General features: G+C 67.1%; 16 protein-coding genes, 1 tRNA gene, 1 pseudogene and 1 riboswitch. Of the genes and pseudogenes, 5 read left to right on the plus strand and 13 right to left on the minus strand.

Annotated features, from left to right (window positions below):
• Positions 1 to 314: nuclear transport factor 2 family protein (locus ABI385_RS10085; protein ID WP_348103620.1), on the plus strand; the 314-nt coding region annotated here is incomplete at its 5' end.
• Between the two features lie 180 nt (positions 315 to 494).
• Positions 495 to 989 carry a DinB family protein gene (locus ABI385_RS10090; protein WP_348103621.1) on the plus strand — a complete coding sequence of 165 codons (495 nt, stop codon included), beginning with the start codon at positions 495 to 497 and terminating at the stop codon, positions 987 to 989.
• A gap of 213 nt (positions 990 to 1,202) precedes the next feature.
• On the opposite strand, the gene ABI385_RS10095 is transcribed toward ABI385_RS10090, so the two are convergent.
• Positions 1,203 to 2,270 (minus strand): trypsin-like peptidase domain-containing protein, encoded by a 1,068-nt coding sequence (locus tag ABI385_RS10095; protein ID WP_348103622.1) that lies wholly within the window; start codon positions 2,268 to 2,270, stop codon positions 1,203 to 1,205.
• Between the two features lie 352 nt (positions 2,271 to 2,622).
• Between ABI385_RS10095 and ABI385_RS10100 the strand changes: the two genes are divergently transcribed.
• Positions 2,623 to 3,564, plus strand: coding sequence for a tripartite tricarboxylate transporter substrate-binding protein (locus ABI385_RS10100; protein ID WP_348103623.1), 942 nt, complete (start codon positions 2,623 to 2,625; stop codon positions 3,562 to 3,564).
• A gap of 415 nt (positions 3,565 to 3,979) precedes the next feature.
• On the opposite strand, the gene ABI385_RS10105 is transcribed toward ABI385_RS10100, so the two are convergent.
• Both ABI385_RS10105 and ABI385_RS10110 read right to left on the minus strand, forming a co-directional pair.
• Entirely contained in the window at positions 3,980 to 4,609 is a 630-nt protein-coding gene (locus ABI385_RS10105) for a class I SAM-dependent methyltransferase (RefSeq protein WP_348103624.1), read from the minus strand.
• A gap of 191 nt (positions 4,610 to 4,800) precedes the next feature.
• Positions 4,801 to 5,220 carry a helix-turn-helix domain-containing protein gene (locus ABI385_RS10110; RefSeq protein WP_348103625.1) on the minus strand — a complete coding sequence of 140 codons (420 nt, stop codon included), beginning with the start codon at positions 5,218 to 5,220 and terminating at the stop codon, positions 4,801 to 4,803.
• Between the two features lie 44 nt (positions 5,221 to 5,264).
• Between ABI385_RS10110 and ABI385_RS10115 the strand changes: the two genes are divergently transcribed.
• The gene (locus ABI385_RS10115; protein ID WP_348103626.1) at positions 5,265 to 6,398 is read left to right on the plus strand and encodes a phosphotransferase; all 1,134 of its coding nucleotides are present in this window, start codon (positions 5,265 to 5,267) and stop codon (positions 6,396 to 6,398) included.
• 466 nt (positions 6,399 to 6,864) lie between these two features.
• Here ABI385_RS10115 and ABI385_RS10120 read toward each other — a convergent pair whose 3' ends face one another.
• Positions 6,865 to 7,602, minus strand: a complete 738-nt coding sequence (locus ABI385_RS10120; protein ID WP_348103627.1) for a hypothetical protein — start codon at positions 7,600 to 7,602, stop codon at positions 6,865 to 6,867.
• Positions 7,603 to 7,607: 5 nt separating this feature from the next.
• Complete coding sequence (locus ABI385_RS10125; RefSeq protein WP_348103628.1) at positions 7,608 to 8,111, minus strand: SRPBCC family protein; 504 nt, start codon at positions 8,109 to 8,111, stop codon at positions 7,608 to 7,610.
• Between the two features lie 79 nt (positions 8,112 to 8,190).
• Between ABI385_RS10125 and ABI385_RS10130 the strand changes: the two genes are divergently transcribed.
• Positions 8,191 to 8,817 carry a TetR/AcrR family transcriptional regulator gene (locus ABI385_RS10130; RefSeq protein ID WP_348103629.1) on the plus strand — a complete coding sequence of 209 codons (627 nt, stop codon included), beginning with the start codon at positions 8,191 to 8,193 and terminating at the stop codon, positions 8,815 to 8,817.
• A gap of 282 nt (positions 8,818 to 9,099) precedes the next feature.
• Here ABI385_RS10130 and ABI385_RS10135 read toward each other — a convergent pair whose 3' ends face one another.
• The 8 genes and pseudogenes from ABI385_RS10135 to ABI385_RS10165 all read right to left on the minus strand — a co-directional run bounded on the left by ABI385_RS10135 (position 9,100) and on the right by ABI385_RS10165 (position 14,671).
• Positions 9,100 to 9,768 carry a class I SAM-dependent methyltransferase gene (locus ABI385_RS10135; protein WP_348103630.1) on the minus strand — a complete coding sequence of 223 codons (669 nt, stop codon included), beginning with the start codon at positions 9,766 to 9,768 and terminating at the stop codon, positions 9,100 to 9,102.
• Positions 9,769 to 9,857: 89 nt separating this feature from the next.
• Entirely contained in the window at positions 9,858 to 10,910 is a 1,053-nt protein-coding gene (locus ABI385_RS10140) for an alpha/beta fold hydrolase (RefSeq protein WP_348103631.1), read from the minus strand.
• A 244-nt stretch (positions 10,911 to 11,154) separates the two neighbouring features.
• Positions 11,155 to 11,697 carry a GNAT family N-acetyltransferase gene (locus ABI385_RS10145; RefSeq protein WP_348103632.1) on the minus strand — a complete coding sequence of 181 codons (543 nt, stop codon included), beginning with the start codon at positions 11,695 to 11,697 and terminating at the stop codon, positions 11,155 to 11,157.
• A 521-nt stretch (positions 11,698 to 12,218) separates the two neighbouring features.
• Positions 12,219 to 12,623: a hypothetical protein gene (locus ABI385_RS10150; RefSeq protein WP_348103633.1), complete on the minus strand. Its 405-nt coding sequence runs from the start codon at positions 12,621 to 12,623 to the stop codon at positions 12,219 to 12,221.
• Positions 12,624 to 12,648: 25 nt separating this feature from the next.
• A pseudogene (locus ABI385_RS18515) lies at positions 12,649 to 12,897 on the minus strand (RES domain-containing protein); the annotation flags it as partial.
• 6 nt (positions 12,898 to 12,903) lie between these two features.
• Positions 12,904 to 13,272, minus strand: coding sequence for a hypothetical protein (locus ABI385_RS10155; protein ID WP_348103634.1), 369 nt, complete (start codon positions 13,270 to 13,272; stop codon positions 12,904 to 12,906).
• A gap of 512 nt (positions 13,273 to 13,784) precedes the next feature.
• Positions 13,785 to 13,860 (minus strand) — tRNA-Thr (locus ABI385_RS10160).
• A 145-nt stretch (positions 13,861 to 14,005) separates the two neighbouring features.
• Positions 14,006 to 14,671 carry a transglycosylase family protein gene (locus ABI385_RS10165; RefSeq protein ID WP_348103635.1) on the minus strand — a complete coding sequence of 222 codons (666 nt, stop codon included), beginning with the start codon at positions 14,669 to 14,671 and terminating at the stop codon, positions 14,006 to 14,008.
• Positions 14,672 to 14,679: 8 nt separating this feature from the next.
• A riboswitch (cyclic di-AMP (ydaO/yuaA leader) is annotated at positions 14,680 to 14,859 on the minus strand.
• Positions 14,860 to 15,033: the final 174 nt, after the last annotated feature.

Below are 15,033 nucleotides of genomic sequence, written 5' to 3' on the forward strand. Positions count from 1 at the left end.
TCCACGAGGACGTGATCTGGCATCTGCCCGGGACCACGTGGATGGCCAGGGACGTCGAAGGTAGGAGCACGCTGGTGGCATACCTGCGCGAGATCATCCAGCGCACCAACGGCACCTTCACGCTGCAGGACGTGTGCGCTTCAGGCTCCGACGACCATGTCCTGGCCGTCCAGCGCTTCGGCGCAACGGTCAACCGCGAGGAGCGGTTCTTCGACGTCAGCTCGGTCATGCACTTCAACGACGGGCGCCAGAAGGAGCGCTGGTTCCACATCCACGACCTGCGCGCCTTCGACGACTTCTTCGCGGGTTTCTAGCAGGGAAGCAGGTTGTCGACCGGTCCTTCAACATGGACCGAGCCCTCGTCACTGGCGGCCACCTCGTCCGCTTCCGGGCGTAGGCACCGGCGCGGCCGGCCAGTCGCGTCATAGCCGCCCGCGTCGAGCTTGAAGGCGTTGGCGAGACCGGGATCCTGAGCCCGCGACTAGGCTCGTTCGGTGACCGAGACGCAACGACAGTCGGTGCCTGGCAATGACGACGACGAGTTGGACACCGCTTTGGCCTTCTTGAACTTCGCTCGCCAGAGTTTGGTCAAGAAGCTCGACGATCTGAACGAAGATCAGGTGCGCAAGGTCCTCGTCCCAAAGGGAACGTCACTGTTGGGGCTGGTGCGGCACTCCACGGACGGTGAACGTTTTTGGTTCGGCTACCACCTGACCGGGATCGGCTCCGAGCCGAACTGGGGGGAAGGTATGAGCGCCGCTCCAGGTACCGTTGAGAAGGAGGTCATTGCTGACTACGTGCGGGCCATCGCCGCCAGCGACTTGACGATCCGCCACATCGGCGACCCCGAGGCGACGTCCGCGCTGTCCCTGACTGGTGCGCGACGCACGTTGCGCTGGACCACGGCTCACATGACCTCCGAGACCGCCCGGCACGCCGGTCATGCCGACATTTTGCGTGAACTGATCGACGGCACCACAGGGCGGTAACGGGGCAACGCCACCTGCACCCCCATTGACCATCGACCCTTTGGACAGCCGCTTCAAAGGTGTGTCTCGTCGCCGCCAGTCGGCGAACTCGCCCCGCCGGATCCGATGAGCGTTCGCCCGCTGGTGCCGCTACGGTGCGCCGTCTACCGATCTGTGGACGTTCGGGTGGGGATCCGCTGTCATCAAGAGCAGATTCTGAGGCGGCCCGCGCCGTCAGGCTGGCCAGTTGGCGCGTCCCCACGAGATCAGGTTGATCATGTCGTCGCCGCCGGCCAGAACGTTGTCGACGTCCCCGTTGAAGCTGGTCTCGCCGGAAACCACCGAGCACAGACGGACGTGCCCGTCGGTGAACCAGGAGAAGAACGGCCCGCCGGAGTTGCCGTGGTTAAGGCTCGCCTCGGTCTCGATGTACTGGCCTGAGTCGTCCTCGTAGTCGTCTTCCATACTCTGACCCGTCTGGACGGCCGGTCGTTGGCCGCCACCGACGTCGATCGGGTAGCCGACATTGCTCCACACGTTCATCCCGCGCCAGTCGTCGTCGAACGTGCTCGCCCCGATGAAACCGAGGTGCTGCCCCATGGGTTCGAACAGGCGGCAGAGCATGAAGTCGTGACCGACGATGTACTGGGTGTCGCTCTCACTATCGTAGTGGCGTAGATCGCTGACGTTGGAGGATCCGAACGGCGCATTACCCGAGTCGAAGTTGGGAGTGAAGGTCATCCACCAACTCCCGCGGGCGATGGTTGCGCTGGGCCGCATGTGGTGAGCCGTCAGCATGAGGCGATCGCCGATCAAGACTCCTGAGCCGGCTTTGCCGTCGCTCGTGGTGACCAAGCCGGTGAGGTTCCAGGGCCACGCGTGGGACCCGAGCAGATGCCGTCCGTCACTCGGTGTGACAAGCAGCGGAGTGTATTCGCGACCAGGCCGGCCAGAGAGCTTCACGGGACCGGAACCAAGAGGCGTCATTTCTGGATCCGTCGACACCGCAACCCTCGTCGGGATGGACGCGTCCAGCTGGCGTGCGGTCGGAGCGGCGACCCGTTCGATCGTGCCGACTGTCAGGCCTGGACGAGGAACAGCAACCGCTCCGGGCACCTCGACATCGACCTTCCAGCCATCCCCGTCGCGCTTGACCTCAACTCGGGGCGACGGTTCGACCGAACCGGCCACCCGCGTCACAAGTCGGGTGTGGATCGTGGGCCCGGTGCGGGACAGCTCGTCGGCGCGGACCTCGAGGTCTGCTTCGTCTAACGGACGGTGACGAAGGTGTGCAGCCATCATGGCTCCTCACTTCAGGTGGCCGGCAGGCCACGTTTGTTCTCCTTAGGAGGCGCGCCGCCTCTCTCTGATACCCGATCGACACTGACGCCCCCGTCGCACGCCGATCAGGAGCAGGCCTCCCGCGATCGCCCGACTCTGCCACGATCCGCGCTGTACGTCTTTCCGCAGCGAAAAATGCGGGCTGTTGCGTGGGTCTGATTCGCCGCCCCATGAGTCCGCTTCTGCGGGGGTCGGCATCTGTCAGCCGGGCCGCGGTTTTGGCTCTCCCTGGACCAGATGCAGGTGACGTCGTGGCGATGCGCGGCGGGTGGGAGGATGCGACAGGTTCGAGGTCGGTCCCTGGGAGGGCGCAATGCGGGATGACGCGTCTGCTCTGTGGATCAAGGCGGACTATCCGACGGGGCCGGTTCGTTTGATCGAGCCGTTCGGCGCCGGCGGCGGGGTTGACGTGCTGGCCCGGGTCGTCGCCGAGAAGCTGTCGGGGCTGTGGGGTCAGCCGGTGACGGTCGAGAACCACCCCGGTGGGGGCAGCACAGCGGCCCCGGGGATGGTGGCCCAGTCGCCTCCGGACGGGTACACGCTGCTGGTCAACACGAGCGCGCACGCCTACAGCGCGACGTTGGTGACCGACCTGCCGTATGACCCGTTGCACGACTTCATCCCAGTCGCAGCGCTGACCGGCCAGGCCTACGTGTTGGTGGCCGGCAGGACGGCCGGCATCGGGACCGTGGCCGAGCTGATCGCGGCCGGGCACGCCAGGTCGGGTGAGCTGACCTTCGCCTCGGCCGGGGTAGGCACCGGTACGCACGTCGCTGTCGAGGCGCTCAGCCGCGCGGCCGGGATCACCGCGGTGCACCGGCCAGCCAGCGCCGCCGACGCGATCAGCGACACCATCGCAAAAACGGCGGCCGGGGATACCGACTACGCGATGTTCCCGATCGCGACCGCCGAGCCATTGCTGCGCAGCGACGACCTCGTCGCGCTCGGCGTCAGCACCGCCCGGCGTTCGGCGCTGCTCCCGCAGGTGCCCACCATCGCCGAGGCGGGCGTCCCCGGCTTCGACTTCCCGATCTGGTACGGACTATGGGCGCCAGCCGGCACCCCAGACCCGGTCGTCCACACGCTCGCCCGCGACGTCTCCCGCGCGCTGACCGCACCGGACTTCCAGGGCTGGCTGACCTCGCACGGCGCCCACCACATGGGCATGGACCACGCCGAATTCGCCAGGTTCGTGCATGCCGAAAGCGAACGCGCCGCACACATCATCAACGACACCCCCACCACACTCGAGTAACCCCGAGCACGCTTGCCCCCGCTGCCGTCCGCACGGTCACCCCCTAACCGGCAGGCCTTATGCCGTCGCCGGTCGCCGCGGACAGGGCTCGGTTAAGCCGCGGCTAAGCCTCGCCTAAGCCCAGGTCGCCGACATTTTCGGTATTTTTTCGCGTAGCAACGTGATCCGCACGCAACTCGCGTAGCAGCGGCGGCAGCCACCGCGAGGGCGCTGTTCTTTGCTTGGGAGGAGGACGAGGTACGCGGTCACGCCACACAGCGGGACCACGCCTGGAACATGCGGGGCGAGCCGCACAGGCTGGTCTCGTCTTCGGCCATGGCGCGCAGGCTAACCAGCGCATGGTCGATCTCCTGGACTGTTGCCGCCCCGCACTCAATCGTGGTCGCAGCTGTGCCCTCGACTGTCAGATAGGGAATCAGCTTGCCCTCGCCAGTAAGTCGAGGCACTGCACCACCGTCACATGTGGCGTCGGAACGTCCGCAGCCAGGAACCTGGCGAGTAACCGGCGCCCGCTAAGCGGATCCCCACCGTTGGCCCGCAGCGTCGCTTGGTAGGTCCGCTGCCAAAAGTCGTGCCCAGCGCACGGCGGTTCGCAAAACGCCGCCTCAAAGTCGACATCCTCCGCCACGAGCGCACCGCCCGGCTTGACGACGACCCACATCCCGCGGATGGCGGCAACAGGCCGAGCCAGATGCTGAATCACGTTCCGGCTATACACGATGTCGTAGACCGCGTCGTCGCCGAGGGCCGTCACATCACCGACACGCAGGTCGACGTTGGCGAGCCCAAGCCGCTCGGCCTCGGCGCGCGCCAGTTCGAGCTGGGCCTGATCAAGGTCAAGGCCGACGACGCGACCACTGGCGCCCACCCGCCGGGCAAGTTCGAAGGTGACGTCCCCGGCACCACAACCAAGATCCAGACATCGCATTCCGGCGCCCACCGCAACCCTGCCGAGCAGTGCGTCGGTCGTGGGCTGCCAGCGCCGGGCCAGCACCTTGAGCCGGTCATAACCCGGCCGCCCGCCATAGATGACGTACCTGTCCACCTCGTGATGGTGGCACTGCGCCCTTTCCGGCGTCCACTCTGCACTAGAACGCACTCCTACACCACCGCTCGGGCGCGCGGCAGCGACGAGCGAGGAAGGCATGGGCGTAGTACCGTCTCGACGGTGCGAGCTGCAGGGCATATGCCGCGGCAGATTTCGCGAGGGTAGCTGTGTGGCCAAGAGCCGAGCCCTCAACCAGGGGGGAGGCCGGCTAGTTGGTCGAGGGCCGCGCGAAACTCGCCATAGACGCGAGTGCCGATCCGCTCGGCCCATTGGCTCTCGAGATCGGCCAAGACGAGCTCAAGTTGGCGGGACGCTTGCTGACCCAGTGAGGTCCGACGTACCACTCGAACGCGGCGGTCGTCAGGGTGGACCTCGGCAGTCAGGTACCCCTTGTCTACGAGGTGACCTACGAACTGACCTATCCCTTGCTTGGTCATCCCAACCCGGTCGGCGAGGTCGGTGACAGTGATTCCCTCACCCGGCACCATGCCGATAACTCGGAGCTGGGAGGGACGCAGAACGATAGCCGAGTCATTGATCACCAGCTCGCGCGCCTGCGCGAACAACAATCCTAGGACGAGCATGACGTGCCGCTCCTGAGTGGTCATAAAGTGACTTTACATTCACGCGGTCGTAAAGTAGCTTTCTCGCTATGAATACGCGGGCACTGCTGGGCGTAGCCGACGTCGGCGATGAGGAGCTGGACACCATGGTTGCCTCGCTCCTGGGCGAGGAACGGGTCGAAATCCTGGACCTCGCGGTGTCCGTCGTCGACTACGACCTGCCCTCCATCACCACAGCCGGTCGGTACTGGGTCAGCGGTCACGCGGCGACTGCGAACGGTCCGAAGCCGTTCCGGATCTTTGTCAAACACGTTCAGTGCTGGTCACGTTCCCCGCTCTTCGCGTCCGTCCCACCCGAGATCCGCGAGATGGCGGCCGCAGGCGTCCCTTGGCGCACCGAACCGCTGGTCTACCGCTCCGAACTCGCCGAACGACTTCCCACCGGGCTCTCCATGCCAACGGTGCTCGGTGTTTACGACCTCGACGAACTCTCTGCGTCGATGTGGCTAGCCGAGGTCCCGGCCACCGACTGGCCGTGGGACGTTGACCGTTACCGCCGGGCGGCCTACCTACTGGGACGCCTGGCTGGCAGCCCCACCGTCGCACCGCTGGCAGACCTGGGTGCGCACGCATGGACCGTGCGCGACTACCTGGAGGGACGGTTCCGCCACCAAGTAGTGCCCATGCTTGACGACGACCGCCTCTGGTCACACCCGCTGCTGGCTCACTCCTTCGGCCCTGAGCTGCGGCACCGAATGCGCAATGCCGCCGTACAGGCGCCGCGTTGGGTTGCCGAGCTCGATGGGGCGCCGCTGGTCACCGGGCACGGCGACGCCTGCCCCAACAACCTCATGGGCGCGCCACATCGGGACAACTTCGTCCTCATCGACTTCGGCTTCTGGAAACCGCTTCCGCTCGGCTTCGACCTCGGCCAGTTAGTGCTGGGCGAGGTTCAGCTCGGCCGCAGGCCCGCGGCCACTCTGGCGGAGACGGACGCGGCCGTCGTGCCGGAGTATGTTCAGGGACTGGCCGCCGAGGGGATGGTCGTGGACCCAGCGCTGGTCAACCGACTGCACGCTCTCCAGATGCTGATCTTCTCCGGATTGTCGAGCATGCCGTTCGAGCACCTACAAAGTCCTCCGTCGCCTCAGATGGAAAGGCTTGCTTCGGACCGCGCCACGCTAGCGACCTACTGCCTTGACTTGGTAGAGAGCACCGGATGACACAAGTCAGGGGCGGTTCCCCACGGACAGCTCCGCCGGTGGTAGGTAGGTAGGAACACACGGACAAGTTCACAGTGAACCAGCGGCGCTTGCCGCCCTTCTGAGTTGGGCGGCTCTCCGTGGCCATCGACCTCCTGGCGCAGCTTCAGAGTACGCGCAGGCGGTCGCCCGGTCCGCTCAAGCGTGGTTCTCACCTCAGAAGTGAGCGGAACAGCCCTCAATTCTGAGGCCGAGGCCGCCGGGATTCCACTGCAGGGTGCGCGGTCCGGACGCGCGTTCTATCGCCGCTATTGAAGCGCCGCTTTTACCGGGGGCCGTTTGTCGGGTGGACCGCTCCCGCGAGGCTACGGCGTGCCGATGATGCTTCAGATATAGCAGGCCGAGTGCGGCCCTGGAGTGCGGCCGCTGAACGGCAGGATCCTGCAACAGTTGCAAACTGCGCTGCCGGGTTTCCTTCGCATCCTCCTTACTGTGGCGAGCCCTGGTGGCCGACCGTTCTGCCGTGGGCCGCGGCCTGGCGGCGTTCGTCGTAGGCGGTGGCTAGATCGGTCAGTGCGCTGACGCAGTCGCCGTGGTAGCTGGGGCCGTGCATCAGTGCGAGGGTTGTCGGGGCCAGGTCGGCCAAGGATCGGATGGTCGCTGCGGTGGTGGGGGTTAGGCAGGTGGCGTGGAACAGGTCCTCGGCGGCGAGGGCGGGACCAACGAGTTCGACCTCAGTGATCGCTGGCCCGGTCCCGAGTGCGGTGAACAAATCACCGCAGAGCAGGGTGCTGGTGGTGTCGTCGAAGTACAGGCCGGCGTCCCAGCCGTGCGGGACGTGCGGGGTTTCGATCCGCCGCAGCCGGTGCCCACCGATGTCGATGACCTCCCCGTCGGCCAGTGGGCGCGGCGGCCGGTCGGACATGTCGTTGACGGAGAGGGAGCAGCCCAGCAGCCCGTGGGCGACCTGCGCGTCAGGGGCGGCCGCGAGCCACTGGTTCATCGAGCCGCATTCGTCGGCTTCCAGGTGCCCGAAGGTGATCCACCTCAGCTGTTCGACCGGCAGGACTGTGCGGAGCGTCTCAGCGATGGTGGGGAACATGGCGCGTGGCCCTGTGTGGAAGAGCAGTGGTTCCTCGCCGGTGACCAAGAACTGGTTGAAGACCAGTCCGGGGGGGTCGACGTAGGTGGAGATGCGGTAGGTGTCCGGGGCGATTTCGGTCAAGGTCGTCACTGGTTACGCTCCCGGTCGGCGAGGACGGTTCCGGCGTCGGTCAGCGCGTCGATGCGGGCCAGGCTGGCTTCGAGGTTGCGATGGAGGTCGGCTTCCAGGTCGGGACAGCCCAAGAACAGTCGCAGGATCACGTGCAGCAGCACCGGCACAGGCTTGAGCACCTCGTAGGACAAGGCCACGTCGGTGCCCGCCTCAGCGGGCGTCAAGGTGTAGGTCCAGCGCATCGTCCCACCGCCTCGTTCCGTGCGGTCCACCGCGAACTCGCGTCCCGGCTCGACCGCCACCACCATCGGCTGGTTGGTCCAGGTCAGCCACCGTCGCCGGTTCGTCGCCGCGAACCGGGCGCCGACCGCTGGCCCGGTGGCGCCATCGAGCCACCGGCACGCTATGACCTCGCGGCTCCACGATGGTGTCCGGGTCACATCCGAAACCAACCCATAGACCGTTTCGGGATCCGCGTTCATTCGGCGCGTGGCCCGGTCGGACGTCAACCTGTTCATCGTCATCAACCCCCAACGATCTGACCTTGGTGACACCAGGGTCCCGCACCGGGACAGAGAATGCAATACACTATTGCTGATGAGATCACCAGATGCAGCGACGCCTCGGGCGCGGCAGCGGGCGCGGACCACCGTCGAACTTCTCGACGCGGCGTTGGAACAGATGACCCAAGACGGGGTCGCGGGGTTGAACCTGTCCGAGGTGGCTGCCCGGGTCGGTTTGGCGCAGCCGTCGGTGTACCGGTACTTCCCGTCCAAGACAGCCGTCTATGACGCCCTCTTCGCCCGCGGCATGACCGCCCACCGCGACCTGGTGTACGCCGTCGTCGCCTCGACGCCGCCGGGCTGGGCGGCTGTCGAGGCGGCCGTCAAGGCCACCGTGGCCTTTGTCGGCCAGTACCCCACCCTGGCCGACCTGATGTTCCGGCGCACCGTACCGGGGTTCACCCCCTCCGCGAAGGCATACGCACCAAGCGTGGAGGCGATGCAGATCATTCGACAGGCCCTCGTCGACGCCGTCGCTGTGGGCGACCTTGCTCCGGAAGCGGCAAGCCCCGAGGGCATCGAGCTCCTCGTCACCCTGGCCGCCGGCGTCATGAGCCAGCAGTCCGCCAACCACGCCGACGGCGGGGAGGCGAGGCTGCTGCCTGTCGTGCTTGAGATGTACCAGCACCGCTACCGCGCAAGGAAGAACGAACCACGTTAGACGCGAACCTCACTCGCGCCGGCTCCCAAGAGCTCGCGCCAGAGTCGCTGGCCGACGAGGGCCGACCTTCGACTACAACACCGCGCACCCGTCCGCCACAAGCGACACCACCGTGACCTTCTCTGTGTCCCTTCAAACCGGTCGTCAGACTGATCACTGCTCTTCCCTGTCATAACTGTCTGCGTTCGCTCGAATCTTCTCCCAGCGAGTCAATGTGGCCATGGACCGCGGTATCGGTGTCGGTGACCGCCAAACAAGCCGTTGTGGCCGTGTGGACCACGGTTAGTCTGCGGGACGGGTGGCCTGTCCCACGACCAGGGGGCGGACGACGGGTGGCATCCCGCGCCAGGCGTCGAGCTCTCCCCGGTCCACGATCAGATGGTGGGAGATCGCCCCGAGCACGTCCCGGTCGCAGCGGCAGCCCATCGCAAAGACCGCCCACGGCTCGACCAACCGCTCCTGCCAGCGCCGCAGCGCGGTCCCCTCGGGGGCGGCGACGTGTTCGACGAACAGAAAGCGGCCACCGACCCGCAGGACGCGAACCACCTCGGCAAGTGCGGCGTCTAGATCGGGCACGGTGCAGAGCACCATCGTCGAGACGACGGTGTCGACGCTGCCGGTGGGCACGGGCAACGACTCGGCGTGGGCGTCGAGCACGACGGCCGCGGCTGTCTGGTCGGCGACCCGGCGAACCAGGTGGCCGCGCATCGTCAGCGCCGGTTCCGAGAGGAGAAGGCGGTCGACGGGAGGGTACGCGGCGAGGTTCAAACCGGTCCCGGCCCCGATCTCGAGTACCGTGCCGCGGGCGCCGGCGAGTAGGGCGGCCCGTCGCTGAGCCATCCCGCGGTGCTCCCCCCAGGCGAGAAAGGCGTCGTAGGCGTGGGAGGCGACGACGTCCCACCGGCTTTCGACGTGGCCGGGGACGGACATGATTGTGGTTCCGTTGCTCATACCGTCCAGTGCACTGCAGTGCCGCCACCCGGCGCATCGCACGGAACGGCCATCTCGACGGGTGGCCGGGTTGGGCCACCGCGCCTGGGTCAGACCAGTCCGGCCCGTGCCGCGGCGGCCGCGGCCGCTGCTCGGGAGGCGAGGCCGAGCTTGGTCCGGATGTTGGCAACGTGACGATGCACGGTGTGGGGGCTCAGCACCAGGCCTTCGGCGATGTCGTCGTCGGTCAGACCCGTGGCGACCAGCCGAAGCACCTCCAGCTCCCGCCCGGTCAACGACGCGAGGTCCGCCGGAAGAGTCGCCTGCTCGGTGCCCGGCGCCACCGGCCCTCCCGACTCGCCGAGGAACCGGGAGACCGCGACGACGAGGGACCCGGCGTCACCGCGCCAGGGGAAGTGGTCCACGCCGTCGAGGAGCACGAAGGTGGCACCCGGGATCCGGGCGGCCACGTCACGCCCGAGTGACGCCGCGATGGCGTGGTCGTCCCGACGATGCAGCACCTGGGTCGGGACAGAAACTCGGGACAGGTCGTCGCGGACGTCCATCCCGTAAACGGCGGCCAGCGACGCAGCGGCGTTCTCCGCCGTGGCGCTAAGCCGCTGGAAGCGGGCGAAAGCCTCCCGCTCGGCCGTACCGGCGCCGGGAAGGAACACGTCCGCCAGAACCCGCGACCCGATCCCCCAGTGTGACCCGACCACCGACTCCAGCGACCTTTGGGCAGCCTCGGGCGCCAGCCGGCGGCCGTCGGCGTAGGTGCCGTAGAGGACCAGCCGGCGAACCCGTCCGGGGTGCGACGCCACATACCGGGCCGCCACGCACCCACCCGATGAGGCGCCGAGGACCAAGACGCTGTCCTCGCCGGTTGCCTGGATCACGGCGTCCAAGACCTCGACGTCGTCGTCGAGGGTGCTCAGCGGCGGACCGTCCCGGTCCGACAGCCCTGTGCCCGGACGGTCGTAGCGAACGACCCGGAAGCGGGTGCCGAGCTGGCCGATGAACCACCGGAAGGCAGCGTCCTCCCAGTCGAGCTCGAGGTGGCTACACCACCAGCCGCCGACGACGAGGGTCGGTCCCGAGCCCACGGCCGACCAGGCGACGCGGCGGCCGCGGGCCGTCGTGAACCGGATCTCCTGCTCGGCCACAGTCGGAGGATACCGCCGACCTCGCAGGCCGGTGTCGTCGCTGAGATCACCTCAAAGCGAGAAAGGGTGACTCGACCTTCGACGTTTTGCACTGTCGAGGCCAACCCTCAGCCGCCACGACCAGTACGAGCGTCGTTGCGCTGACGGGCACCGGTGTCGCCGGGGTCTGTCGATGTGCGCCCTGAAGGGGGACGCCGGGGCGCCGCTCGGCGTCTGCCGGGTCGCCGCCGCATCCGGTCCTATGTCATGGTCGGGGGTGCGCCGCCTGCAAAGCCGTATACAAGGCCCGAGCCGGTACCGCGAACCGGTCCGCGTCGTCAGGAAGGGCCCTCGCGGCCAATTTGGTCAACCAGCCGTGTACCCGGAAATTCTCGGGGTCTACCGACACGATCATGGTCCGTACTCCGGCCCGCCGCGCGCGGACCGCCGCGAAGGCTGCCAGCGCGCGTCCCACGCCGCGGCCCTGTTCGACGTCCACGACCTCGAGGGCGAGCTCCGCCTCGTCGGGAAGGGCTGGGGTGCGGATCCAGCGGACTATCCCGATCGGGCGCCCGTCGCGCCACGCGGCATACGCCTCGTGGTGCCTAGGACGCAGGTCGGTCAGGACGCGGATCATCCGCGGGCTCAGCCGTGGTGTCGCAGCGCAGTACCGCAGCCGGCGCGAGGCCGGTGATAGCCCCTCGTGCACCGCGAGGACCGGCCACGCCTGCCCCGGACGCAGCGCCTCGATGACGGTGCCGCAGGCGGCGTGGCCTGGAACGGATTCGGTTGTGGCCTTACAGCTCATACCGACCAGTGCACCCGAGGCCGCCACCCGGCGCATCGCACGCAGCAGCCATCCCCCCGATGACCCGTTCAGGCCACCGCAACACGTTCGGTGCCGTCGTCACGTCAACGACTGACGAACCCCCGGGCTATCCCGTTCGTCGACAATTTCTCAGCATTCGAACTGACGTCGGGCCCTGTCGCCTGCAGGGCGGGGGGCCAAGCGGAAGCCCCGGCGACAATCAGGGGAGCCAAACAAGCTTAGGTGACCGACGAAGCGCGGACAGGAACCAGGTGAATCGTCGGCGAATCGCCTTACGGGTCAATATCAGAGCCCGGCCTGCGGCTCTGATCAGGAAATCGGCCGCGTCAGCTTCACCGGCCTGAGGCTGGTGCGGGAAGAAGGTCAGTAGGCGCGACGCGGTCCACACACCTACCGCCTAGTGCACCGCTCCCCTCCGCGTCACACCGCCGCCTGTGGGCGCACCTTGCGCGTTGGGGCTTGATCCGGTTCGGCTGACCACCTCGGCAGGCGGAGCGGTATCAGTAGGGGCGGAGGCGCCAGTCGTGGCAGACATATTCTAGGTCTCCGTCGTCCAACTCGATGCTGTGCACTCGTTCCACGCGGATGCCGGTGCCGTCGAAGATGGCCCAGCAGACCTTGGAGTCATCGACGCGGGAGTGGTAGCGGATACCGGAGTACAGCGGTTCTCCGGTGTCGTCCTGGGCGGTGTAGGCCCAAGCGGCGATCGCGCGGCTGAGTCGCCGGTCGCGGTTGCGGACGTCGCTGAGGTCGAGGTTGACGGTGTAGCCGAGGCTGACGAGTTCTGAGCTGAGCTCCTCTTCCAACGCTTGCAAGGTGGCCGGGTTCTCCACGTCCACAAACGGGAGGGCGTTCTCTGAGGAGAGGATGAAGACGCGGCGCTGCAGTCGCCAGTCCTGAGGCACCCCACCAACGATCATGAAGCCCGACTCGTCGGAATCGGCGTCTTGCAGGAGTTGTCGCATCTTGGGGGTCGGCCCGGAACCGGGCGAGCGTCTCCCGGAAACAAGTCTGCACCTCGTCAGCCGCATACAGCACTCCCCCGCCGACGACGTCATAGCGATTGCCGGCCTTGGCGGATCGGTTGTCGGCGGGTGAGATCTGCGAGAATCGAGCCGCCCCGTCTGCGCGCGCTACTCGAAACACGGCCGGCGGCGGTGAGACCGTCTCGATAGGCACCCGCGGTCAGCCACCAGCCAAGAACGCGCGTGCGGCTATTAGCGCGTCCTTGTACCGTCCCGCCTCGATGGTTTCCAGCGGTGAGTCGTCGTCCAACTGGGGGTTCATCCCGATGAACCAGGCCCGGATCGTGTGATCGGACTCGCTGCCCTCTAGGAGCCGGAAGATCTGGTACACCAGCCGTAGCCGTTTCGACGACTCGTCCGGGACCGCGCTTTGCCCGTTCCGCCACCTGGTAATGGTCGACTTGTCCTTAGCCACGACGAAGCAGACCAGGCGTGTTCCCAACTTGGTGACCACGGCGCTGACCAGATCGCTGTCCCCCACCTGCACCGAGTCGCGGTGCGCGACTACCGCTGTCGATCGAGCTGGCACGCTGCCCAAGATGTTCCTCCCTCACTACCGACTCACCCGTGCTGGTTGCACTGGATGTGCGTAAGCGTTGCACACGTACTATCACAAACGTTGGAGAACGGCGTCGCGATCCCTGGGTCTACTTCGTAGCTCGTCGATCCGGACGCCGGAATCGCGCTACGGATGACCCCCAGATTTGAGCAGGTCGACCGTCAGGCGCCCGATCCTGCAACGCAGGACTTGATGCCGACCACCGGCGGGCGGGGCGCCGGCTCCGTCACTCCGACTGCACGCGACCCGTTGTCAACGGCCGCATTCGTGCCGGAGCCCGGCTGCTGGCACGTGCGATCCACGTGCGATAGCGAGCCGCATCGCTGTGGACATGAGCGGCCAGGAATGCCCGTCGCCTCAGACACGCCGGGCCGCGTTTCCGCAGGTCAGCCCGCTGATATGGCCAATCAACGCATCAGTTAAGCGGACAGGGGCACATGCTTCACGCCCCATATACGAATCCCGTTGCTACACACTGGAGTTGGAGCCGGCGGGGGGACTCGAACCCCCAACCCCCTGTTTACAAGACAGGTGCGCTGCCAGTTGCGCCACGCCGGCGTCGGCCCGCGCGTCCCGAAACCGGGCCGGCAAAGCCGCGGGCAAGCGTACCCAAACAGCACCCGCACCCACGCACGTGAACGGCCCCGCGGTCACTGACCGCGGGGCCGTCCAGGTTGAGCAGCTCAGTTCACGGTGTCACACGTCAGGCCGGGAGGCGCAGCGTCTGGCCGATGAAGATGAGGTTGGCGTTCTTCACGATCGAGGTGTTCGATGCGAAGAGGGCCTGCCAGCCGCCCTTGACGCCGAGCTTGGCCGCGATGGCGGAGAGGGTGTCACCGGCCTTCACCGTGTAGGTCGAGCCGCTCACCTGAGGGGCCGCGTTGACCTTCTTGGTGGTGGCGGAGGATTTGGCCGGGGCCTTGGTGGTGGTCGGGGCCGACCGCGTCGTGGAGCGCGACGTGGTCGGAGCCGGTGTGGTGACCGCGACGCCACCGGACCCGCCGGCCCTGGTCAGGCCGGCCTTGACCGAGCAGACTGGCCAGGCCCCCGGACCCTGTCCCGCGAGGACGCGCTCAGCGACCGCGATCTGCTGCTCACGGGACGCCTGGTTCGGCGCACCGCTGCCGCCGTAGGCCCGCCACGTGCCGGACGTGAACTGCAGCCCGCCAGAGAAGCCGTTGCCGGTGTTGATGCCCCAGTTGCCACCGCTCTCACACTGGGCGACGGCGTCCCAGACGGACGACGCCTTGGCCTCGGTAGCGGTAGCCATTCCGGCGACGACCGTGGCCGCTCCGGCGATGCCGATCCCGGCGAGGCGGGCCTTGAGGTGACGCCGCACTGGGGCAGCGTGCTTGGAGGTGTAATGCATGGTTTCAGTCCTCTCCTGACGTGCGCATACGGGGTTAGCTGTCGGGATCGGGCTGTCAGGTGCCCTGCCGGACGAGTCCGACTTTCACCCCCAGGACCGACTGGTCGACGTCTCGCGACGGCGCTCTCAGGAGCTCGGCCTCAACTTGGGTCCCCCATCCTCGTCATACGCCGGGACGGTCCCGGAAAGGTGCTCGCCTGACGAGGCTCAGCGCAGCGAGCACGCACCTGATGTGGGTATTCACATTGATGTCGCCACCAACGACGGGTTGCGGCGTTTTATGACGACGGGATGACGGTAAGTCATGAGTTGGTAAAAAACCAAGCCCGGTCGTGACTATTTCGTTATCTGAGAGGAGTCTG

This window comes from Lapillicoccus sp., from assembly GCF_039935575.1.
In the GTDB taxonomy this organism is placed as follows: Bacteria; Actinomycetota; Actinomycetes; order Actinomycetales; family Dermatophilaceae; genus Lapillicoccus.